The sequence below is a fragment of the Ochrobactrum sp. PL_is483 genome (assembly GCF_055816855.1).
Genome location: NZ_JBVPGS010000040.1, coordinates 734,046 through 751,858, shown reverse-complemented (window position 1 = coordinate 751,858; position 17,813 = coordinate 734,046). Strand labels below are relative to the sequence as shown.

The following is a 17,813-nucleotide window of genomic DNA, read 5'->3' as shown; positions in this document are numbered from 1 at the left end:
CAATCTAAAAAAGTGCAATAAAGAAACGGTATATCCACCTTGAACCTGCACCGGAATTTATTGTGCAGATTGGAGCAAATGATGGGGATCAAATCCTTCCTTCTGGCAACGACTGTCGCAACGGGTCTGGTCGCGGCTGCCGCATTTTCCGCTGGCGCGCAGGAGCGGGTGGTCAATATCTATAACTGGTCGGATTATATCGACGACACCATCCTCAAGGACTTCACCAAGGAAACCGGGATCAAGGTCGTCTACGACGTTTACGACTCCAACGAAATTCTGGAAACGAAGCTTCTGGCTGGCGGCAGCGGCTATGACCTCGTGGTGCCGTCGGGCGAATTTCTTGGCCGCCAGATTCCGGCAGGCGTGTTCCTGAAGCTCGACAAGGACAAGCTGCCGAACCTCAAGAACATGTGGGACGAAATTTCGACCCGCGCGGCAACCTACGATCCGGGCAACGAATATTCCGTGAACTACATGTGGGGCACGACCGGCATCGGCTACAACAAGGCCAAGATCAAGGAAGCGCTCGGCACCGACACCATCGATTCATGGGCCGTTCTTTTCGATCCGGAACAGTCGGCCAAGTTGAAGGATTGCGGCATCTACCTGCTCGATTCCGCCAGCGAAATGCTGCGCCCGGCATTGAACTATCTGGGTCTCGACCCGAATTCCCCATCGCCTGACGACTTGCAGAAGGCGCAGGACCTCTATCTGAAGATCCGCCCGAATATTCGCAAGTTCCACTCGTCGGAATATATCAACGCACTGGCCAATGGCGATATCTGCATGGCTGTCGGCTATTCGGGTGATATCTTCCAGGCCCGCGACCGTGCCGAAAAGGCAAAGCAGGGCGTCGAGATCGGCTATTCGATCCCGAAGGAAGGCGCGCTGATGTGGTTCGACCAGATGGCGATCCCGGCAGACGCCAAGCATGTGCCGGAAGCGCTTGAATTCATGAACTACATGATGCGCCCGGAAGTGGCCGCCAAGGCTTCGAACTATGTGTTCTATGCCAATGGCAACAAGGCTTCGCAGGAGTTCATCGAAAAGGAAATCCTTGACGATCCGGAAATCTATCCGACCGAGGAAGTCATGAAGAAACTCTTCGTGCCGAAGCCTTATGACACCAAGACCCAGCGCGTGGTGACCCGCGCCTGGACCAAGATCGTCACGGGTCAATAACGCCCGCTGGGGTAGGCCCGGTGAAATCGTAAAGAGCGGCTCACTGTTCATCAGGGAGCCGCTTTCTATCTTGTAACAGCATATGCATGCGGGCTTCGGCCTGCGGTCAGGTTCCGGCAGGCTTATAGGGGAACGGAATGGAATCTTTTGGCAGTTTTCGCCGCAAGTTTGCGCCTTGGAATGACCCGGCGGCCAAGCCCTTCATTTCATTTGAAAACGTGACGAAGATTTTCGGCGACTTCACCGCCGTCGATGATCTGTCGCTGAATGTTTTCAATCGCGAGTTCTTCGCGCTGCTTGGCGCTTCGGGTTGCGGCAAGACCACGCTGATGCGCATGCTGGCGGGCTTCGAGGAGCCGACATCGGGTCGGATCACGCTCGACGGTCAGGACATGCGCGGAATCCCGCCCTACAAGCGCCCGGTCAACATGATGTTCCAGTCATATGCGCTGTTTCCGCATATGACGGTGGAGAAGAATATCGCCTTCGGTCTGAAACAGGACGGCATGGCGAAATCGGAAATCGATGCGCGCGTGGCCGAAATGCTGAAGCTCGTGAAGCTTGAGCAATATGGCAAGCGCAAGCCGCATCAGCTTTCCGGCGGCCAGCGCCAGCGCGTGGCGCTTGCCCGCTCTGTCGCCAAGCGCCCGAAGGTGCTGCTGCTGGACGAACCGCTTGGCGCGCTGGACAAGAAGCTGCGCGAGGAAACCCAGTTCGAGCTGATGGATTTGCAGGTCAAGCTCGGCATGACCTTCATGGTCGTCACCCACGATCAGGAAGAAGCCATGACCATGTCCGACCGTATCGCGGTGATGGACAAGGGACGCATCAAGCAGGTGGCGACGCCAGCCGAGGTCTATGAGGCGCCGCGCTCCAAATTCGTGGCCGACTTCATCGGCAATGTGAACATCATCGAAGGCGAAGTCGTGAAAGCCGTCAATGGCGAGGCCGAGATAGCTACGGAAAAATTCGGCTTCCACATTCAGACCGAGACCCGCGAAGAGCTGACGCCCGGCCAGAAGGTCTGGTATGCGGTGCGCCCGGAAAAGACACGCATCACCCGCGAAAAGCCGGAGGACGCGTCAGTCAATGCGGTGGAAGGCGAGCTTTGGGATATCGCCTATTTCGGCGACATGACGGTGTTTCATGTGCGGCTCGACAATGGCCGCACCATCAAGGCCGCCAGCCTCAACGCCGTGCGCAAGACGGAAAACCCGCTCACCTATGACGAGCGTGTCTGGGTTTCGTTCGATACCGATGCCGGTCTGGTGCTGACGGCCTGAGGAGGGCAAGACCATGCAGAAGCTGATTGCTTCCATCGCCAGCCGCCTTGTCATCGCAGTGCCGTATCTCTGGCTGCTGGTATTCTTCCTCGTCCCGTTCTTCATCGTCTTCAAGATTTCGCTGTCGCAGGTCGCGATGTCGATCCCGCCTTATGTTCCAACCTTTGGGATCGCTGAGGGGTTTGCCGCGAACTGGGCGAAGATCAAACAGCTGTCCTTCGACAATTATCTCTGGCTGCTCGATGATCCGCTCTATTACAAGGCCTATCTGTCGAGTGTCCGCATCGCGGCGATTTCAACCTTCCTGACATTGCTGGTGGCCTATCCGATGGCCTACGGCATTGCGCGTGCGCCGACGACGATCCGCCCGACGCTTTTGATGATGGTGATCCTGCCGTTCTGGACATCGTTCCTGATCCGCGTCTATGCGTGGATCGGCATTTTGAAGCCGGAAGGACTGCTCAACCAGTTTTTGATGTGGCTGAATATTATCGATGCGCCGCTCACTATCCTGAATACGGATACGGCTGTCTTTATCGGTATCGTCTACTCCTATCTGCCTTTCATGGTGTTGCCGATCTATTCGTCGCTGGAAAAGATGGACTATTCGCTGATCGAGGCGGCGCAGGATCTGGGCTGCACACCATTTTCCGCCTTCTGGAAAATTACCTTCCCGCTGTCGCTGGCGGGTGTGCTGGCGGGCTGCTTCCTGGTGTTCATTCCTGCCATCGGCGAATTTGTGATCCCGGATGTGCTAGGTGGGTCGGAAACGCTCATGATCGGCAAGACGATCTGGAACGAATTCTTCTCCAACCGTGACTGGGCCGTGGCGTCTGCGGTGGCCGTCGTCCTTCTGGTCATCCTGATCATTCCGATCGTCATATTCCAGCAAGTTCAGGCACGTGCGCAGGAAAAGGGGAAATAGACCATGAATAGCAATTGGTCGCGTTTCAATATTGCGTCTGTCGTGCTCGGCTTTGCATTCCTGTATCTGCCGATCGTTATCCTTGTGATCTTTTCGTTTAATGAATCGCAATTGGTGACTGTCTGGGCCGGCTTTTCCACCAAATGGTATCGGGGGCTTCTGGATAATGAATCGCTGATGGCGGCAGCATGGATAACGCTGCGCATCGCGTTTCTTTCAGCGACCATCGCAACCGTGCTCGGCACGCTCGCCGCGCTGGCGCTGACGCGCTATACGCGTTTTCGCGGACGCATCCTGTTTTCGGGCATGGTCTATGCGCCGCTGGTCATGCCCGATGTCATCACAGGCCTTTCGCTGCTGCTGTTGTTCGTGGCGATGAATTTCGACCGAGGCTTCTGGACGATTGTCCTTGCCCATATCACCTTTGCCATGTGTTTCGTGGCAGTCGTCGTGCAGTCGCGTCTGGTGAGCTTCGACCGCTCGCTGGAGGAGGCGGCCATGGACCTTGGCGCGCCGCCGGTCACGACTTTCATGAAGGTGACGTTGCCGGTGATCCTTCCCGCCGTGGTTTCCGGCTGGATGCTGGCTTTCACGCTTTCGCTCGACGATCTGGTGATCGCAAGCTTCGCCTCCGGCCCGAGCGCAAGCACCTTGCCGATGAAAATCTACAGCCAGATGCGGCGGGGTGTAACACCGGAAATCAACGCGATCTGTACGATCCTGATCGCGCTGGTCACCACCGGCGTCATCGTCGCATCCATCGTCAACAAGCGCCGCGAAGTGCAGCGCCGCCGCGATGAGCAGGCGGCATTCCGCCTCGGGTAAAGGGGATTTGCCTGCTGGCCATTTCCGGTCAGTAGGCAAACCGCGCCGCCAGAAGCTTGCCCCGCGCCATGGTTGGCAACTCGACATAGCGATGCATCAGCGTGGCGATGCCGACGCTCAGGATCATATAGGTCGGCAGCAGCGCGATCAGCGCCATGCCCGTAAAGCAGGTGCACGAGCGCAAAAAGCACGGTCGCATGGACGAGATAGAGGCTGTAGGAAATGCGGCCAAGAAATTGCGGCAGGGGCAGCAGCAGGAAGCGACGCAGCGTATCGCTGGAAACCGCAAGCACCATGATCCACACCAGCCCTGTGATCGTGGCCCAGTCCGTCAGGTCTCCAAGCCAGCTTTTCAGCATGGGCGGCCCGGCTCCATAGGTGACAAGCAGCAGAGCCAGGACATTGATCGCGATCGCCATCCGGTTTGAGAGCTGCCGGTAGAAGCCCTGAATGGTAGGCAGGTTCTGCGCCATCAGGCTGCCCAGCAGGAAGAAGCTCGCAAAATGCACGGTAATCCACCAGCCGCCCGTATAGGGATCGGACCGAAGACCATTTGCGAGAATGGAAAGCCCGAAAGCCACCACAATCGCCGCTCTCGGCCGCAAAGCGATGGTGAGAGCGAAGAGCAACGGAAATATGATCGATATCCGCATCTCGTAAACCAGAGACCAGAAAGCCGTATTCACTTCGCCATTGGGGTAGGCGCCGATGAACAACAGATGTTGCGCAATCGTTTGCGGCGTCACCGGCGTGGTCCATGTGAGATTGAACCAGTTGCTCAGTTCCGGGATCGGCCCGTTCAGAAACAGGGCGCCGGCAAGTGCGAGCGAAAGCGCAACGAGATAGGGCAGGTATATGCGGCAGGTGCGCCGGATAAGATAGGCTGGATAGGATGGCGCGTGGTGCAAGAAAGGCAGCGTGAGAACGAAGCCACTCAACAGGAAAAAGAGCAGGACTGCTTCATGAGCGGCAAAAAAGAACCGCAACGGCGATCGCAGCAGAATGAAAAATATGGCCCCATGGCGTCATAGGGCCATACGTTCAAGAAATGCCGCATCAAAACGACGGTCGCTGCCAGTCCGCGTAACGCATCGAGTTCGGGATAGCGTCCCGGCTGGGTGTGTATCGGCACGACCGCGGTTCCCTTGCTCCTGTGAGGGAGCCAACTTTGCGGACCCTGCGCCCTTCGGTCAATTCGGGCCTTCGGATGGCGTCCATCGCCGAAAGGCGTAGGGCGCCCCTGCATTGCGAGGAAGCCGGACTATTGCCCCGTTCCTGAGGATGGTGAGATGAAGGGCCTGTCCCACGAGCCGCCGACGAAGAAGTTGAGCGGCGGCTTTGCGGGTGGGGCTTCTGCAGGCGGCTGGCCGTTCTGGCCATCGGTGCCGCTTTCCTGCTGCTGTTGTGGCTGGCCGTTCGGGAAGACGACCTCGCCGCTCAGCGCCAGACTGCGATCCACGAAAGGCACGATGCCTGCCAGCGTCAGCGTGCCGTCGGACGTGTCGAGCTTTGCATTTTCAAGCGTGGCCACGCCATCGGACAGATTTGCCTTCACATCCAGCCGATTGAAGGCAAGCGCGACATTGTCTTTCCGCTCGAGAGCGAAAAAACGCTGGCTCTGCGCTTTGGCAAGAAAATCCTGTACGGCAAAACCTTGCATCTGACCGTTGTTGAGCTGGATGGAGACATTGCCCTGCGCGTTTGTCAGAAGGCCGGACCAGCGATTGGCCGGGCCTTTCATGGACAGGGAAACATTGCCCTTGCCGGTGATGAAGGGCTTGTCGAAGCCCAAGGCCGCAAAGAACTGCGAACTGTCGATATCGCTGGCGTTGAAGCGCAACTCGCCGCTCGCACTTTTCAGATCGCGTACAATCTGCACATTGGCCTGCATGATCCCGTTGAAGGCCTTGGCGTCGCCGATGTCGAAAATGGCGCGGCCACCGCGTATCTGCACGGCGGCGGCTACGCCTGTCATATTGACCGGCCCCGCCGTGGCGTTCTGCGCGGAAAGCCGCAGATCGACTTCGGCGCGGTCGATGAAACTCGTGTCGACCAGTTCCCGGTCGGCATTGTCACGCTCGCTCGGCGAACGAGCGGCGCTGTCGGGGAGCGGAATGAAGGCTGAAAACAGGCGCCGCAGGTCCAGCCGGTCGAAAGCCAGCGTGCCGGTCACCGCCGGTTGCGCCTGCTCCAGACCGATTTCGATCACGCCCTTGGCCGGGCTGTCATTGGCAGTCATTTCCACATCCGCGAATTTCAGCCGTTTCGGTGTCGCGGTGATGGTGGATTCCAGCGAAAACGCGCCGATTTCGGCACTGCCAGCAACAGGCGGGAGGCTAAGCCAACGCACAGCGCCGCTGAGCGACGGGGTTTTGGCGGTCAGGGCGCCTTCGAAAAAGCGATCCTTGGAAATATTCGCCTTGCCCTGAAACGTGATGCTCAACGGATTGGCGGTCAGGCTCGCGGTCACATCCGATGTGCCGCCCGCCAGAAGCGGCAAGGCCTGCGCGGCCGTCAGGCTGAATTGGGACGTCTCGTCACGCCATCTGGCGCTGCCTTTCAGCGTTGCCGCGCTCGATGTGCGCGGCCATTCCAATGTGGCGTTGACATTGGTTATCTGCTCGTCGCTGGTAACTTCCGGCTCGCTGCCCGGACGGTTGAACGCAATCGTTCCATCGCGCACCACGACGCGGCCAAAGGGCTGCGATGCCTGTTGTGCGGCCTGCGCATTATCGCCGGAACCGCTTTGCTGCAATGCGCGCTGCGCGCGGATCGCCGTGCCAAGCCGCCCGTTGGAATTGGCGATGGCGTCGAGGAGCTGCGAAAAATTCGAAACTGGCCCGTCGAGGTTGACGTGCGGACGGACAATCTGCGTTTCGGAAAACGAGATGTGCCCCATGATGGCGTCGAGCGGCGAAAGTTCCACATCGATGCGGTCTGCGCTCATGAGCGGCTTCTGTCCCTGATCGGTGAGCTTGCTAAGCGTCACGCCGTTCAGGGAGGCGCGCAGAACAGGAAAAACTTTCAGGCGAGGCGCTTGCCTGAGTTCAACACTATAGCCGGTCCAGGCGCTGATTTCCTGCGCCACCCGGACGCGGATGGCATCGGTGGAGACGATGAAAGGCACCACGGCCAGCAAGGTTGCTACAGCCGCAGCGCAGAGAATGACGAGCGCAATTATGAGGCGCATAAATCGGGGCCAGCGCATCAACCATCCAATCAGTGAAACAAGGTTACGGTGTAAACTAGAGTATTTTTCAGTCAAATGGAAAAATGGGATGCTGCATAAATGCGGCGAAAACAAAGAGATAGAGTTCGCTTTGGTTTGCTTCGCCGAGTGAAACGGGCGGGAAACGCCGAATGGTTAATCAATTGTCGCACGGAAATTAACCCTGATTTTACAGTTGCTACCGATGCGTAAATTCTGAACCGGGAATTTAAGGCATCGTTAACCGGCTTCACGCGATAAGGGATGCAACACCTGAGTGATGATCGAGCTGCCGTTTCCGGTGCTCCCTTGCGAATTGCTTTTGTGTCTTTTTGTCTCTGAGATTCTGATAGCGCCGGTTCGTCCGGCGCTTTTTTTTGGCTCACGCAAGCTCATAAAAAAACCTCCCGCGAAGGGGAGGTTTTTTGATCGTTGGGAATGCGGATCAATCAGCCAGAACGCGGGTGGGCGGGAAGGCGATCTCCACCACAGTTCCTTGTCCCGGAGTGGAATCGATGGCGAATTGCGCGCGGTTGGCTTCCACCATGGCTTTGGTCAGCGGCAGGCCCAAGCCGGTGCCTTCGCTGCGCCAGTCTCTTGCGCTTTCCGCCTTGCGGCGCTCCAGCGCGTTGACCTGCCGGAACGGCTTCAGCGCCTGCTCAACCTCGGATTTGGTCATGCCGATGCCGGTATCGCGCACCCGCATCACGACATCGCCGTTCATTTCATAGCTTGTCGACACGATCACCTGTCCGCCCGGCGCGGTGAAGCGCACCGCGTTGGACAGAAGGTTCAGCGCAACCTGCTTGATCGAACGCGTATCGGCGACGATGTCGGGCAGGTTGGACTGGAAGCTGGAACGGATGATGACACGCTCGCGATTGGCCTGCGGCTGCATCAGCGCGATCGCTTCGGCAATCGCATCGTTGAGCGACACCGCTTCGAACTGCATGTCCAGCCCGCCCGCTTCGATCTTCGAAATGTCGAGCAGGTCGTTGACGAGTGCCAGCACATGATTGCCGGAACGGTTGATGTCGCGCAGGTAATCCCGGTAGCGATCATTGCCGATGGGCCCGAACTTCTCGTCGGCCATCAGTTCGGAAAAGCCGATGATGGCATTGAGCGGCGTGCGGATTTCGTGGCTGATGCGCGCCAGAAATTCGGTCTTCTGGCTCGATGCGCGTTCAGCTTCCTTGCGCGCATTGGTCAGCTCTTCCTCGGTGCGCTTCCATTGCGTGATGTCGCGCAGGACGGCACAGAAACCACGCGTATGCGGCAGTTTGCCGATCGTCATGAACAGCGGAATGAATCCGCCCTTGGCTTCCCGGCCAATCACTTCCCGCCCATCATTGAGGACACTCAGCACCCCATTGCCGGAAAGTCCGTGCAGATAGTCCATGGCGGCGCGCTGGCTTTCGATGGCAAACAGCATCGAGAAAAACTTGCCTTCCGTCTCGTCATGTTCATAGCCGAACAGCGCCGAGGCCGAATGGTTCATGGAACGGATACGGCCTTCAGGGTCGATGAGGACAACACCGTCCGTCGCCGTGTCGAGAATGGTTTTCAGTTCCTCGACATGATCCACCAGTGCTTGCTTTTCGTCATCCGCATCGATGGCGACCGGCGCTTCGACCGGGGCCGGTGCTGCGGAGACCGGCATCAGGCTCAGCATGAGCGCGCGACCGTCGCGCCAGGCAATGGCATTGAGATGCGCATCGACCGGTCCTTCGCTGCCATCGGCGCGGCGCAGCACCATGCCCTGTCGCGTTTCGCCGTCGTCGCTTTCGCTGTTGAACAGCACATCGACGCCGCCAGCATCGCGAATATCGTCAAGCGATTCATAGCCGGTGAGATCAAGCAGAGCCTGATTGACATAGTGAATATGGTCGCCCGAATGAATGATGACCGGCACCGGCAGGTTGGCCAGCAGGGCGGTTTCATCGGCAGGGATTGCCGTGGGGGCCGGAAGTGCCGCTTCTTCCACGGCAGGCTCGACCGGCTTCGGGGCTTCGGCAACAGCCTCTTCCGCTATCGCGCTCGCTTCGCTTTCGGCACGTGAACTTGCAAGCCCCTGCTTGCGCAGACGGTCGGCGATCTCGCGAAATGCATTGCGCTCGGTTTTGGTCAGCCCGCCTTCCGGGCGCTCTTCGCGCTCCCGGTCCTTCAGCATTCTTGCCTGATCCGCTGCCACTTTTTCCTGTGCGCAGGCGTTCAACAGGCTGATGACCTTGTCGGATTCGCGGCGTCCCGGTGTCGGCGCGATATCGAGCGGCGGTTGGGGCTGCGTTGCGACAGGGCTATCGTCATTGGCGACTTCTTCGGAGAGCGCCAGAACATCGTCGTCTTCGACAGGCGCCGCCGTTTCAACAGTCTCGCTGACGGGCTTGCGCGGCTGCGGAATGCCGCCCGCGAGCACCAGCCCGATTTTTTCCGGGTCTTGCTCGGCTTCAGCCGGGCGCACGACGCCGAAGCCACGGAAACCGGTGAATTCCCGGTCGCGGGAATAGACGGGCAGGGCGGCGAGCTCGACCGGCACGCGCAGGTCCGTTCCTTCGACTGGCCACATCAACCGTTTTCCCGACCACGTATCGCGCTTGTCGAGCAGGGCCGCGATGCTGCCGTCCGGGTCGAAGCCGAAGACATTCGCGACATCGGCGAACCGCCGTCCAACGACATCGGCTGCATTGGGCCCGATCGTTGCGGCAAGGTCTGGCGACACTTCGCTGAACGTGCCGTCCGGACCCACTTTCCAGATGAAACGCGCCAGCGGCCCGTCCTGGTCGAACACGAACCCCGTGGGCTTGGGCTGTTCCGTCGAAACTTCTTCCACAACCGCTTCGGCCGTCACGGGCTCGGCAGGCTCGGGAAGCATCTCTTCCAGAATTTCCTCGGCCTTGCCCGGCAGCGCATCCGGGGCCGGCTGGGCTGCGGCGGGGGCATCGCCGACGATGCAAAGAAGATGCATGGGCGGCGTATCGGTGAGCCGTGCGATCGCTCCAGGTGCGGAGTGCTTTCCGGTACGGATGCGGCGCTTGACGATACGGTCAGGCGCATCCCCGGCCTCGATGATAAGGTCTTCCAGCGTGGCGGAGGAAATGTCGAGCGCGGAAAAATGTGGGCTTGCGGCGATCACTCTGTTGTGCGCGTCGATCAGGGCAATATGGGTGCTGTCGTCGCTGAGGCCGGAAATCACGGTTTCGGCCTTTGCATCCGTGCCATTGGCGGTCAACAGCAGCCCGGATACGCCATCGGGAAGCGTGATGCGCGAAATGCTGAACCGGGTGAGGTCGGAACGCAAACCGCCGCCGAGGCGAACGGAAACAGTGCGGGCTTCGCCATCGGTATCGGCATTTGACGAGGCGATCTGCCGGCGTGTGGCCACGGGCAGATCAAGCCCGCCGCCGATCATGTCTTCCACGCGGTCGAAGCCGAAAAGCTTCGCGCCGGGGCCGTTGACCCAAAGCACCGTCAAAAGATCGTGCGTCAGCACGAGCTGCGCATCGCCCTTTGCAAAGCCTTCGCGGATAGAATCCAGCGCGGCAATATCGATGAAGGGGTATGATCCTGACATACCAGTCCTTACCTGTTCTTTCGACCGCCCGCAGTGCTTGTTAACGTCCTGTTAATAAGCCTCTTCTGGGCGCGGGTCCACATTGCCATTGGGTATGGGCCGCATTTTCTGTTTCATTAGTTAATGCGGGAAAGGCAATTTTACAGGCCCAAGCCAATATCCGGGTTATGCACAGCCGGTCATCTGAAATGGTTACCAGCCCGTGACCTTTATGAGCAGGATTTGATATAGAAACCCGCAATTGGGAATTTCTCAAAAAAGAGCGTTATAATCACTTGCAATATGGATCGATTCTCCGTATGTGACCCCCTGTCGGCGACGCCAGAGCGTCACGCAGCCGACACAAAGGTACGCGGTCGTAGCTCAGTTGGTTAGAGCGCAGGATTGTGGCTCCTGAGGTCGTTGGTTCAACTCCAACCGACCGTACCATTGCTTTCAGCCAACAGTTTAAAATTGTTAAATAATGTCAATCGGCTGTCGGGTGTTTAGCCTGCCGGTTTGATCCTTGATGTACCGTTTTGTGCTACATGCTGTGCAACAAAATGCGATACAAAGCGTGCTCCCCTCCCGTCATGGCTGGGTATCGCTTTAAATCAGATCCTCATCGTTGTTTAAAAGATCGTGACGTCGTTTATCAGTACGTTCGCCGCGCTCCCACAATCCGCATAAGCCTAAAAACAAACGATCTCGCTCGAGCGGTGACAAAGCGCAATGAGTACGAGTCGGCGGATCAAGCATTGTGGGCCATGTTGAAGGCTGGGGCTGACGGCGATAAGGCTCGGGCCTTTTACGATGCTGCCATTAAGCGAGCCGACGCTATCGGCATATCCTATGTGTCGGCCGATCTGCTGCTTGCGATGCCTGAGGACGCGCTATCTGCATGTCATCGATGGAGGATTGGTTGCTGTCGCAACCGACGGGCACCGGCTGATCCGAAATTCAGGCCGGAAGGCACTTTGAATTACGGCGTGATCCTGCCGCGCAAGCTGGTCGGGTTACTGCCGAAAGGTGCGGTGATCCGATACAGCGAAAGACGACAACGTTTGTGAGGGCGGTTTAGGGAAATCCGCTGTTCCCTATACTTTTTATTTCTTTGCAACCGGTAACCCTCTTGTCGCAAATCTAATTTAGTGAGAATAAAAAAATAGCTATTCGCTAGGGCGAAGAGGGGGAAGTAAGGGCAATGGGGGCAATTTGTGAAGCTGGCATTTTTAAATGGCGTCGGTGTCTGATTTCCTTTCTTGGAATACTGGGTGTGCTTTTCTCCCTAGTAACCGCCAATGCCGCTCCAGTGACTTCACCGCAATACTTCAGTGGTTCAAAGAATAATTCAATTTCCGGAAAATTGACGGCCGCAGGGGCTACGGCTTGGTTCCGTTTGGTGACCGTTCCCGCCAATGGAACTGTTACGCTTAACCCCGACGGAATTTTTACTTATACACCTGCTGCAGAATTTACCGGAAACGATATTTTTTACTTCCGGGCCACGGATGTCAACGCTCCGCATGAGTACTCCGAAAGCCCGGTTCATTTCACGATTTCGGCAGCCGTGCCGAAAGTATCGTCAGTTGCTGTTCCGGCTAGTGGCTATTACACCGTCGGCTCAACGCTGAGTTTTTCGGTGAATTTCGATCAACCCGTATTTGTCACCGGTACACCTTTGTTGTCGGTTATTGTCGGCTCTGACGCCAAGCCAGCAGCATATGTGAACGGTAGTGGTACATACACCCTCACGTTTTCCTATACTGTTCAGCCCGGTGACATGGATTTGAACGGGATTGCCATTGGCGCAATGACGACCAACGGCGGGTCTATCACTAACAGCACGAGTGATTCAGCGGCGTTAACTCTCAATAACGTTGGCGCGACCTCTGGAATATTGGTCAATACTGCAAGCCCCTCGGTTGCAATTTCAACTTCCTCAACACCTTACGAGACGGTGAAAACAGTCACGGCCAGATTTTCCGAGCCAGTGACGGGCTTCACGTTAGCTGATATTGAATTCACTAACATCGGAACCGTCGGCGCTGCAGCCCACTCGCTGGCTACCGTCGACAATACTACCTATACTTTTGTCGTTACAATGTCAGGGTTTGGCGTATCCGTAGTACGGATACGAGCTGGATCTGCCACTAATCTGGCAGGAAATGGGAACCTCAGTTCCAACGCACTGAACCTTACACTTAATCCTACTCCAAACGCAGACTTGCAGAACCTCATCCCCAGCGCAGGCGTTTTAGAGCCTGTCTTTGCTCCAAACACGAGCTCATACACGGTGAATGTCGCAAGCGATGTCGAGAACATTTCGTTCATACCATCGCTTGCGGATGTCAACGCAACAGTTGTTGTCAACGGGTCTCCAACGACCAATGGAACGTCCAGTGCGGCAATTCCATTGGTGGTGGGGAGCAACACGGTCACCGCGATTGTAACCGCGCAGGATGGGGCCACCACGAAGAGCTATACAGTGAATGTCATCCGCGCTCAGTCCGGCAATGCCGATCTGGCGGGCCTTGTTCCGAGCGCTGGGAGCCTGAATCCGGCGTTTTCACCAAGCGCAACGACTTTTAGGTTATCGGTTCCGACCGAAACATCGACTTTGCAGTTGACGCCCACTTCTGCTGATCCGACAGCAACCATTACGGTCAACGGAGCAGCGGTTACGTCAGGTAGCGCAAGCAGGAAATTCCAATTGGGTGTCGGCAATGCGGTTCTGACAGTTGTCGTCACTGCGCAAAATGGAACGACACGTAGCTATACGGTAATTGTCACGCGAACCGCTTCGGCGGATGCAACACTTGCTAGTCTGGCTCCGAGCGTCGGGTCACTAGACCCATCGTTTGATAAAGAGACGCTCAACTATTCTGTGGACGTCGAAAACACGATCGAGAGCATATCCCTAACCCCCCTGGCTTCAGAACCGGCGGCGCGGGTAACCGTTGCCGGTGGCAGCGTTGCGTCGGGAACTTCAAGCAATCCTATAGGGCTGGCGATTGGTTCGAACACGGTGTCTATTGTTGTGACCGCGCCCAGCGGAGCCCACCGCACATACACGGTTGTTGTCAGACGTGCAGCGCTGGCCTTTCCCGACCCGACGCTTGATCCTGAAGTGATTGGCCTGTTGAATGCTCAAACAAGCGCCGCAAGACGCTTTGCGCAAGTTCAAACGCGGAATTTTCAAAATCGACTTGAGCAATTGCACGATGAAGGTGACCGGAGAAAGTCCAGTTTAGGCGTGAGGCTCGGCGGGAAGGCGTTCAACTCGGCATCGTCTGACCCGTCTCCGTCCGCGTTTGCAACGCCCGATGCGGCTCTCGGTTATGCCCCCGAAAAGCGCAAAGCTTTTCCGGGCAAGGCGATTGGCCTGGAGGGGCAGGAAGAGCCCGCACCAGTTTTTGACCCTGATACTGGACCATTCGCTTTTTGGAGCAGCGGCTTCGTCAATTTTGGTGAGCGTGATAGCGGCAAACTCGATCTGGACTTTACGCTTGTCGGTGTGAGCGGCGGTATCGACTATCGGCTTTCGGAACGGCTGGTGGCCGGTTTCGGTGTCGGCTATGGACGGGATCGAACAGACATCGGCGACAATGGTACGGAAAGCCGGGCCAATGCTTATAGTGCCGCTGTCTATGGCAGCTTCAAACCTATCGACAATTTCTTTATTGACGCGTTGATGGGCGGCAGCGTTCTGGATTTTGACTCTACCCGTTTCATCACGACAGACGGCAGTTTGACCGATGGAAAACGCAACGGCAGTCAACTGTTCGGGTCGCTGACGGCAGCTTACGAATTTCGTCAGGAAACATGGCTTGTCTCACCTTATGGCCGGCTGGAAATGTCGCGCTCCTGGCTTGATGGCTATGCCGAAGAGGGCGGCAGTATTTACCGGCTCACCTATGGCGACCAAACCGTTGACACAGTGACTGGTGTGCTCGGTTTACGCGCCAATTATTCCATCGACTACACATGGGGCCGTCTGACGCCGGGTGTGCGGGCAGAATATGCGCATGATTTCCAGGGGGCGAGCCGGACCGCAATGGGTTACAGTGCACTTGGCGGGCTTCCTTATGCGCTAGAGATCGAAGGCGAAAGCAGTGATAGCGGAAACGTCGGTCTGTCTCTGGATTTCACTTTTAAGAATGCATGGTCCACCGGTATTGAATACCAAACCAGCTTTGGCGAATCTAGCGCGAGAGACCATGCTTTTGCGCTGCGGGTCGGTGCTAAGTTCTAGTTCTTGGCAGTAGGCTAGCGGCGGGTGCTGACGGCTAGAAAGCGGGGTTTCGGCTCCGCTTTTTGTTCGGGGCGCTTCGATGCAATAGGGCCATAGCGGGAAGAACAGTAAGGCCAAGAGCCTCAACGGCAGTGCATTTTACCTCACACGAGATTGTGGGTTTGCAGCAGGTTCCAACCCGTCTGTCGTTCAGCGATATTCGGGAGTAGTTTCTTCATTTCGCGTGTCGTTCATTGTGAAGAGAAGCGTATGCAGTGAGTGAGGAAGAGGTTTCGATGCCGAGAAGAATTTCTCTGCCTCATGAGTATCGAATATACTGTAAAATGTATCATTAATATAAACAGTAACCGGTATTTTCCATTTCATTTTAATTACTTCTTGGTGGATATTGAAGTCATACGGAGATATACATACAGAAATCTGGCGATCAATGTCTTGGTATATTTTGAGGTGAATAAATTATATATTACAATAGTGTATATGAGTTATGTTTGTTTTGTGTAATGGCGATAGAATTTTAGAGTATTTGCTACATTTGTCTTACGGTGGAACCAAAAATCATGGTTGCCGTTATGAAGCATGGAACAATTCTGGGCTGAATTCACGCACGACAATGTAATCAGTTTGCCGGTGGTTCTGGCGCGGATGCTGCTGGCGACGCTGCTCGGCTCCATCATTGGTCTCGAACGGGAATGGCGCAGGCGGCCTGCCGGGTTGAAGACCCATATGCTGGTCTGTCTCGCTTCAGCCACCTTCACAATTGTGTCGCTGGAACTGGTCAATGTGCCGGTCTTCAACGATCAGAATATCCGGATGGATCCTTCGCGGCTTGTGGAGGCGATCACCAGCGGCGTCGCCTTCCTGGCGGCTGGTTTCATCATCGTTGCGCGCGGAAAAATAACCGGCATCACCACCGGGGCGGGCATGTGGCTTGCCGCATCGGTAGGGCTCGCCAGTGGTCTCGGCCTCTGGCACATCGCGCTGCTGGCGACGCTTATTGCCGTTACGGTCCTGATCGTGGTGGGTAAGATGGAAGGCGCGGTCGGCCCGGACAACAGCAAGGTTGAGCACAAAAACGAGGACCAGTCCTCCTGAGCCGCCGCCGCGGCGGTGGGACGGCATTACAATGGAAACGGGATCATTCCATGTCGAATGATCCCGAACTGGTTCAACTTCACAGAATTTCGCGTTCAGTTGCTTGTGGCTTTGAAGCCTTCAACCACTTTCTCGACGATCTCGTCTTTTTTCCTACCGAAAAGATCACGATGACCGGCATGTGCAACCCACGTGATGGAAACGTCCATTCCCAATGCCTTGACCCGATCAGCATAATCCTGCGTATCGCTCGGCGGAACGATGGTGTCGTCGAGCCCCTGGAAAATCGAAACAGGCGCGTCGATTTTTGCGGAACCGGCATTGTTGCGTTTCAGGGCTTCGACCCAGTCCTTATGATCCGTAATATTATCGGTGACCGCAGGGTCTTTGCTTTGCGCCAGTGCGCCCAGAACACCCACCACGCAGGTTGACTGCGCGGCCTTGAGAAGTTTCTGGCCTTCGGCGGTAAAAAGAGTTTTGTCGAGATTGTAGGCGTCGATGTAGCTTTGCCCGACAAGCAGCGTGTAGGGCACCTTGGCCTTGAAGAAGGCATTTATCGCGGCGTCCGGCCTCAGAATAGTCGAAGCGGGAGCCAGGGCTACGAGCGAGCGAATTTTATTCTCGGGTGCGTAAGTTGTGGCGATTTCGCCCGCGAACAGCGCGGCAGCCCCACCCTGGGACCAGCCGACCAGTGAGACGTCCTTGCCGATATTCGCTTCGCTGATGGAACGCGCCGCACGCAGCAGATTATGGACGTCACGCGCCGAATCCACGCCCGCGAGATAACGGTGAACAGCGTCGGAACCAAGCCCGGCATAGTCCGGCGCGACGATCGCATATCCCTTTGCAAGCCAGTCCTGAAGATATGGAATGCCGATATCGATGACATACTCGCCGCGTTGCACAAATTCCTGAACCGGATTTGGCGCAAGCGAGGGAGCGCAGCCGCGCGCCACCCCGGTGGTGCCATGCAGCCAGGACACGACCGGATGAGGCGTGGTGCTGTCCGTCTGCTTCGGCGCAATGACCAGGCCGCTTGCCGGAACGTGCGTTCCATCCCAGCGTTCCGAAACGTAGAGCACACGCCAGGCCGATGCGCCAGCCGGAGCTTCGATCGGTTCCTGACGAATAATGCTGCCAACCGGCAAAGAGGAGAAATTTTCCGGCGTTTCATAAAACGCCGTTACAGGAAATGGCGACACTTTCGCCAGCGAGAGATCGAAACCTTCCAGTTTTTGCGCCGCAGCTAAATTACAATATGAAAATGCCATTGCGGATGCAATAAATACAGCATATCTGGTCTTCACTTGATACTTTCCCATTTGCTAATATATTGTTTAGTATTGTTTTTTTGATTTGGTAGCAGCTTATCTTTTCTTAGGCAATTGCTGTATTCGTGATAAAATAATAAAGCGACCCCGATAATTTCGGAGCCGCTTTTTCTCGCCATTCGTTTATGTCCCAACCTTGTGGGAGGGGATAGAAGA

General features: G+C 56.5%; 10 protein-coding genes, 1 tRNA gene and 1 pseudogene. 8 read left to right on the top strand and 4 right to left on the bottom strand.

The features are described 5' to 3' along the window. Positions 1-81 precede the first annotated feature (81 nt). From AC0TNJ_RS21870 to AC0TNJ_RS21855, 4 genes are all read left to right on the top strand, one after another. The gene (locus AC0TNJ_RS21870; RefSeq protein ID WP_473772376.1) at positions 82-1,185 is read left to right on the top strand and encodes a polyamine ABC transporter substrate-binding protein; all 1,104 of its coding nucleotides are present in this window, start codon (positions 82-84) and stop codon (positions 1,183-1,185) included. Between the two features lie 137 nt (positions 1,186-1,322). Next, positions 1,323-2,468 (top strand): ABC transporter ATP-binding protein, encoded by a 1,146-nt coding sequence (locus AC0TNJ_RS21865; protein ID WP_473768342.1) that lies wholly within the window; start codon positions 1,323-1,325, stop codon positions 2,466-2,468. Between the two features lie 13 nt (positions 2,469-2,481). Beyond that, on the top strand, positions 2,482-3,393 hold the full coding sequence (locus tag AC0TNJ_RS21860) for an ABC transporter permease subunit (RefSeq protein WP_473772375.1): 912 nt from the start codon (positions 2,482-2,484) through the stop codon (positions 3,391-3,393). Between the two features lie 3 nt (positions 3,394-3,396). Next, the gene (locus tag AC0TNJ_RS21855; protein WP_151660882.1) at positions 3,397-4,218 is read left to right on the top strand and encodes an ABC transporter permease; all 822 of its coding nucleotides are present in this window, start codon (positions 3,397-3,399) and stop codon (positions 4,216-4,218) included. A 215-nt stretch (positions 4,219-4,433) separates the two neighbouring features. Here the strand turns inward: AC0TNJ_RS21855 and AC0TNJ_RS21850 are convergent. From AC0TNJ_RS21850 to pdhS, 3 genes and pseudogenes are all read right to left on the bottom strand, one after another. Continuing rightward, positions 4,434-5,156, bottom strand: a pseudogene (locus tag AC0TNJ_RS21850) (acyltransferase family protein); the annotation flags it as partial. Between the two features lie 323 nt (positions 5,157-5,479). Further along, the gene (locus AC0TNJ_RS21845; RefSeq protein WP_473772374.1) at positions 5,480-7,426 is read right to left on the bottom strand and encodes an AsmA family protein; all 1,947 of its coding nucleotides are present in this window, start codon (positions 7,424-7,426) and stop codon (positions 5,480-5,482) included. A 445-nt stretch (positions 7,427-7,871) separates the two neighbouring features. After that, entirely contained in the window at positions 7,872-10,997 is a 3,126-nt protein-coding gene (gene pdhS / locus AC0TNJ_RS21840) for a cell-division control histidine kinase PdhS (protein ID WP_473772373.1), read from the bottom strand. A gap of 352 nt (positions 10,998-11,349) precedes the next feature. On the opposite strand from pdhS, the gene AC0TNJ_RS21835 reads away from it, so the two are divergent. The 4 genes from AC0TNJ_RS21835 (at position 11,350) to AC0TNJ_RS21820 (ending at position 16,326) form a co-directional block, all read left to right on the top strand. Next, positions 11,350-11,426 (top strand) — tRNA-His (locus AC0TNJ_RS21835). Positions 11,427-11,695: 269 nt separating this feature from the next. Then, on the top strand, positions 11,696-12,046 hold the full coding sequence (locus AC0TNJ_RS21830; protein ID WP_473772372.1) for a hypothetical protein: 351 nt from the start codon (positions 11,696-11,698) through the stop codon (positions 12,044-12,046). 134 nt (positions 12,047-12,180) lie between these two features. Next, complete coding sequence (locus AC0TNJ_RS21825) at positions 12,181-15,231, top strand: autotransporter domain-containing protein (protein WP_473772371.1); 3,051 nt, start codon at positions 12,181-12,183, stop codon at positions 15,229-15,231. Between the two features lie 579 nt (positions 15,232-15,810). Next, a complete protein-coding gene (locus tag AC0TNJ_RS21820) occupies positions 15,811-16,326 on the top strand; it encodes an MgtC/SapB family protein (protein WP_473772370.1) in 516 nt (171 codons plus the stop codon). A 95-nt stretch (positions 16,327-16,421) separates the two neighbouring features. Here AC0TNJ_RS21820 and AC0TNJ_RS21815 read toward each other — a convergent pair whose 3' ends face one another. Beyond that, positions 16,422-17,597: an alpha/beta hydrolase family protein gene (locus AC0TNJ_RS21815; RefSeq protein WP_473772369.1), complete on the bottom strand. Its 1,176-nt coding sequence runs from the start codon at positions 17,595-17,597 to the stop codon at positions 16,422-16,424. Between the last annotated feature and the right edge of the window lie 216 nt (positions 17,598-17,813).

Bases quoted from the DNA above. Each gene is read 5' to 3' on its own strand.
- AC0TNJ_RS21815 (WP_473772369.1), bottom strand. From the start codon at position 17,597: ATGGCATTTTCATATTGTAATTTAGCTGCGGCGCAAAAACTGGAAGGT.
- AC0TNJ_RS21860 (WP_473772375.1), top strand. From the start codon at position 2,482: ATGCAGAAGCTGATTGCTTCCATCGCCAGCCGCCTTGTCATCGCAGTG.
- AC0TNJ_RS21820 (WP_473772370.1), top strand. From the start codon at position 15,811: ATGGAACAATTCTGGGCTGAATTCACGCACGACAATGTAATCAGTTTG.
- pdhS (WP_473772373.1), bottom strand. From the start codon at position 10,997: ATGTCAGGATCATACCCCTTCATCGATATTGCCGCGCTGGATTCTATC.
- AC0TNJ_RS21870 (WP_473772376.1), top strand. From the start codon at position 82: ATGGGGATCAAATCCTTCCTTCTGGCAACGACTGTCGCAACGGGTCTG.
- AC0TNJ_RS21825 (WP_473772371.1), top strand. From the start codon at position 12,181: ATGGGGGCAATTTGTGAAGCTGGCATTTTTAAATGGCGTCGGTGTCTG.
- AC0TNJ_RS21855 (WP_151660882.1), top strand. From the start codon at position 3,397: ATGAATAGCAATTGGTCGCGTTTCAATATTGCGTCTGTCGTGCTCGGC.
- AC0TNJ_RS21845 (WP_473772374.1), bottom strand. From the start codon at position 7,426: ATGCGCTGGCCCCGATTTATGCGCCTCATAATTGCGCTCGTCATTCTC.
- AC0TNJ_RS21865 (WP_473768342.1), top strand. From the start codon at position 1,323: ATGGAATCTTTTGGCAGTTTTCGCCGCAAGTTTGCGCCTTGGAATGAC.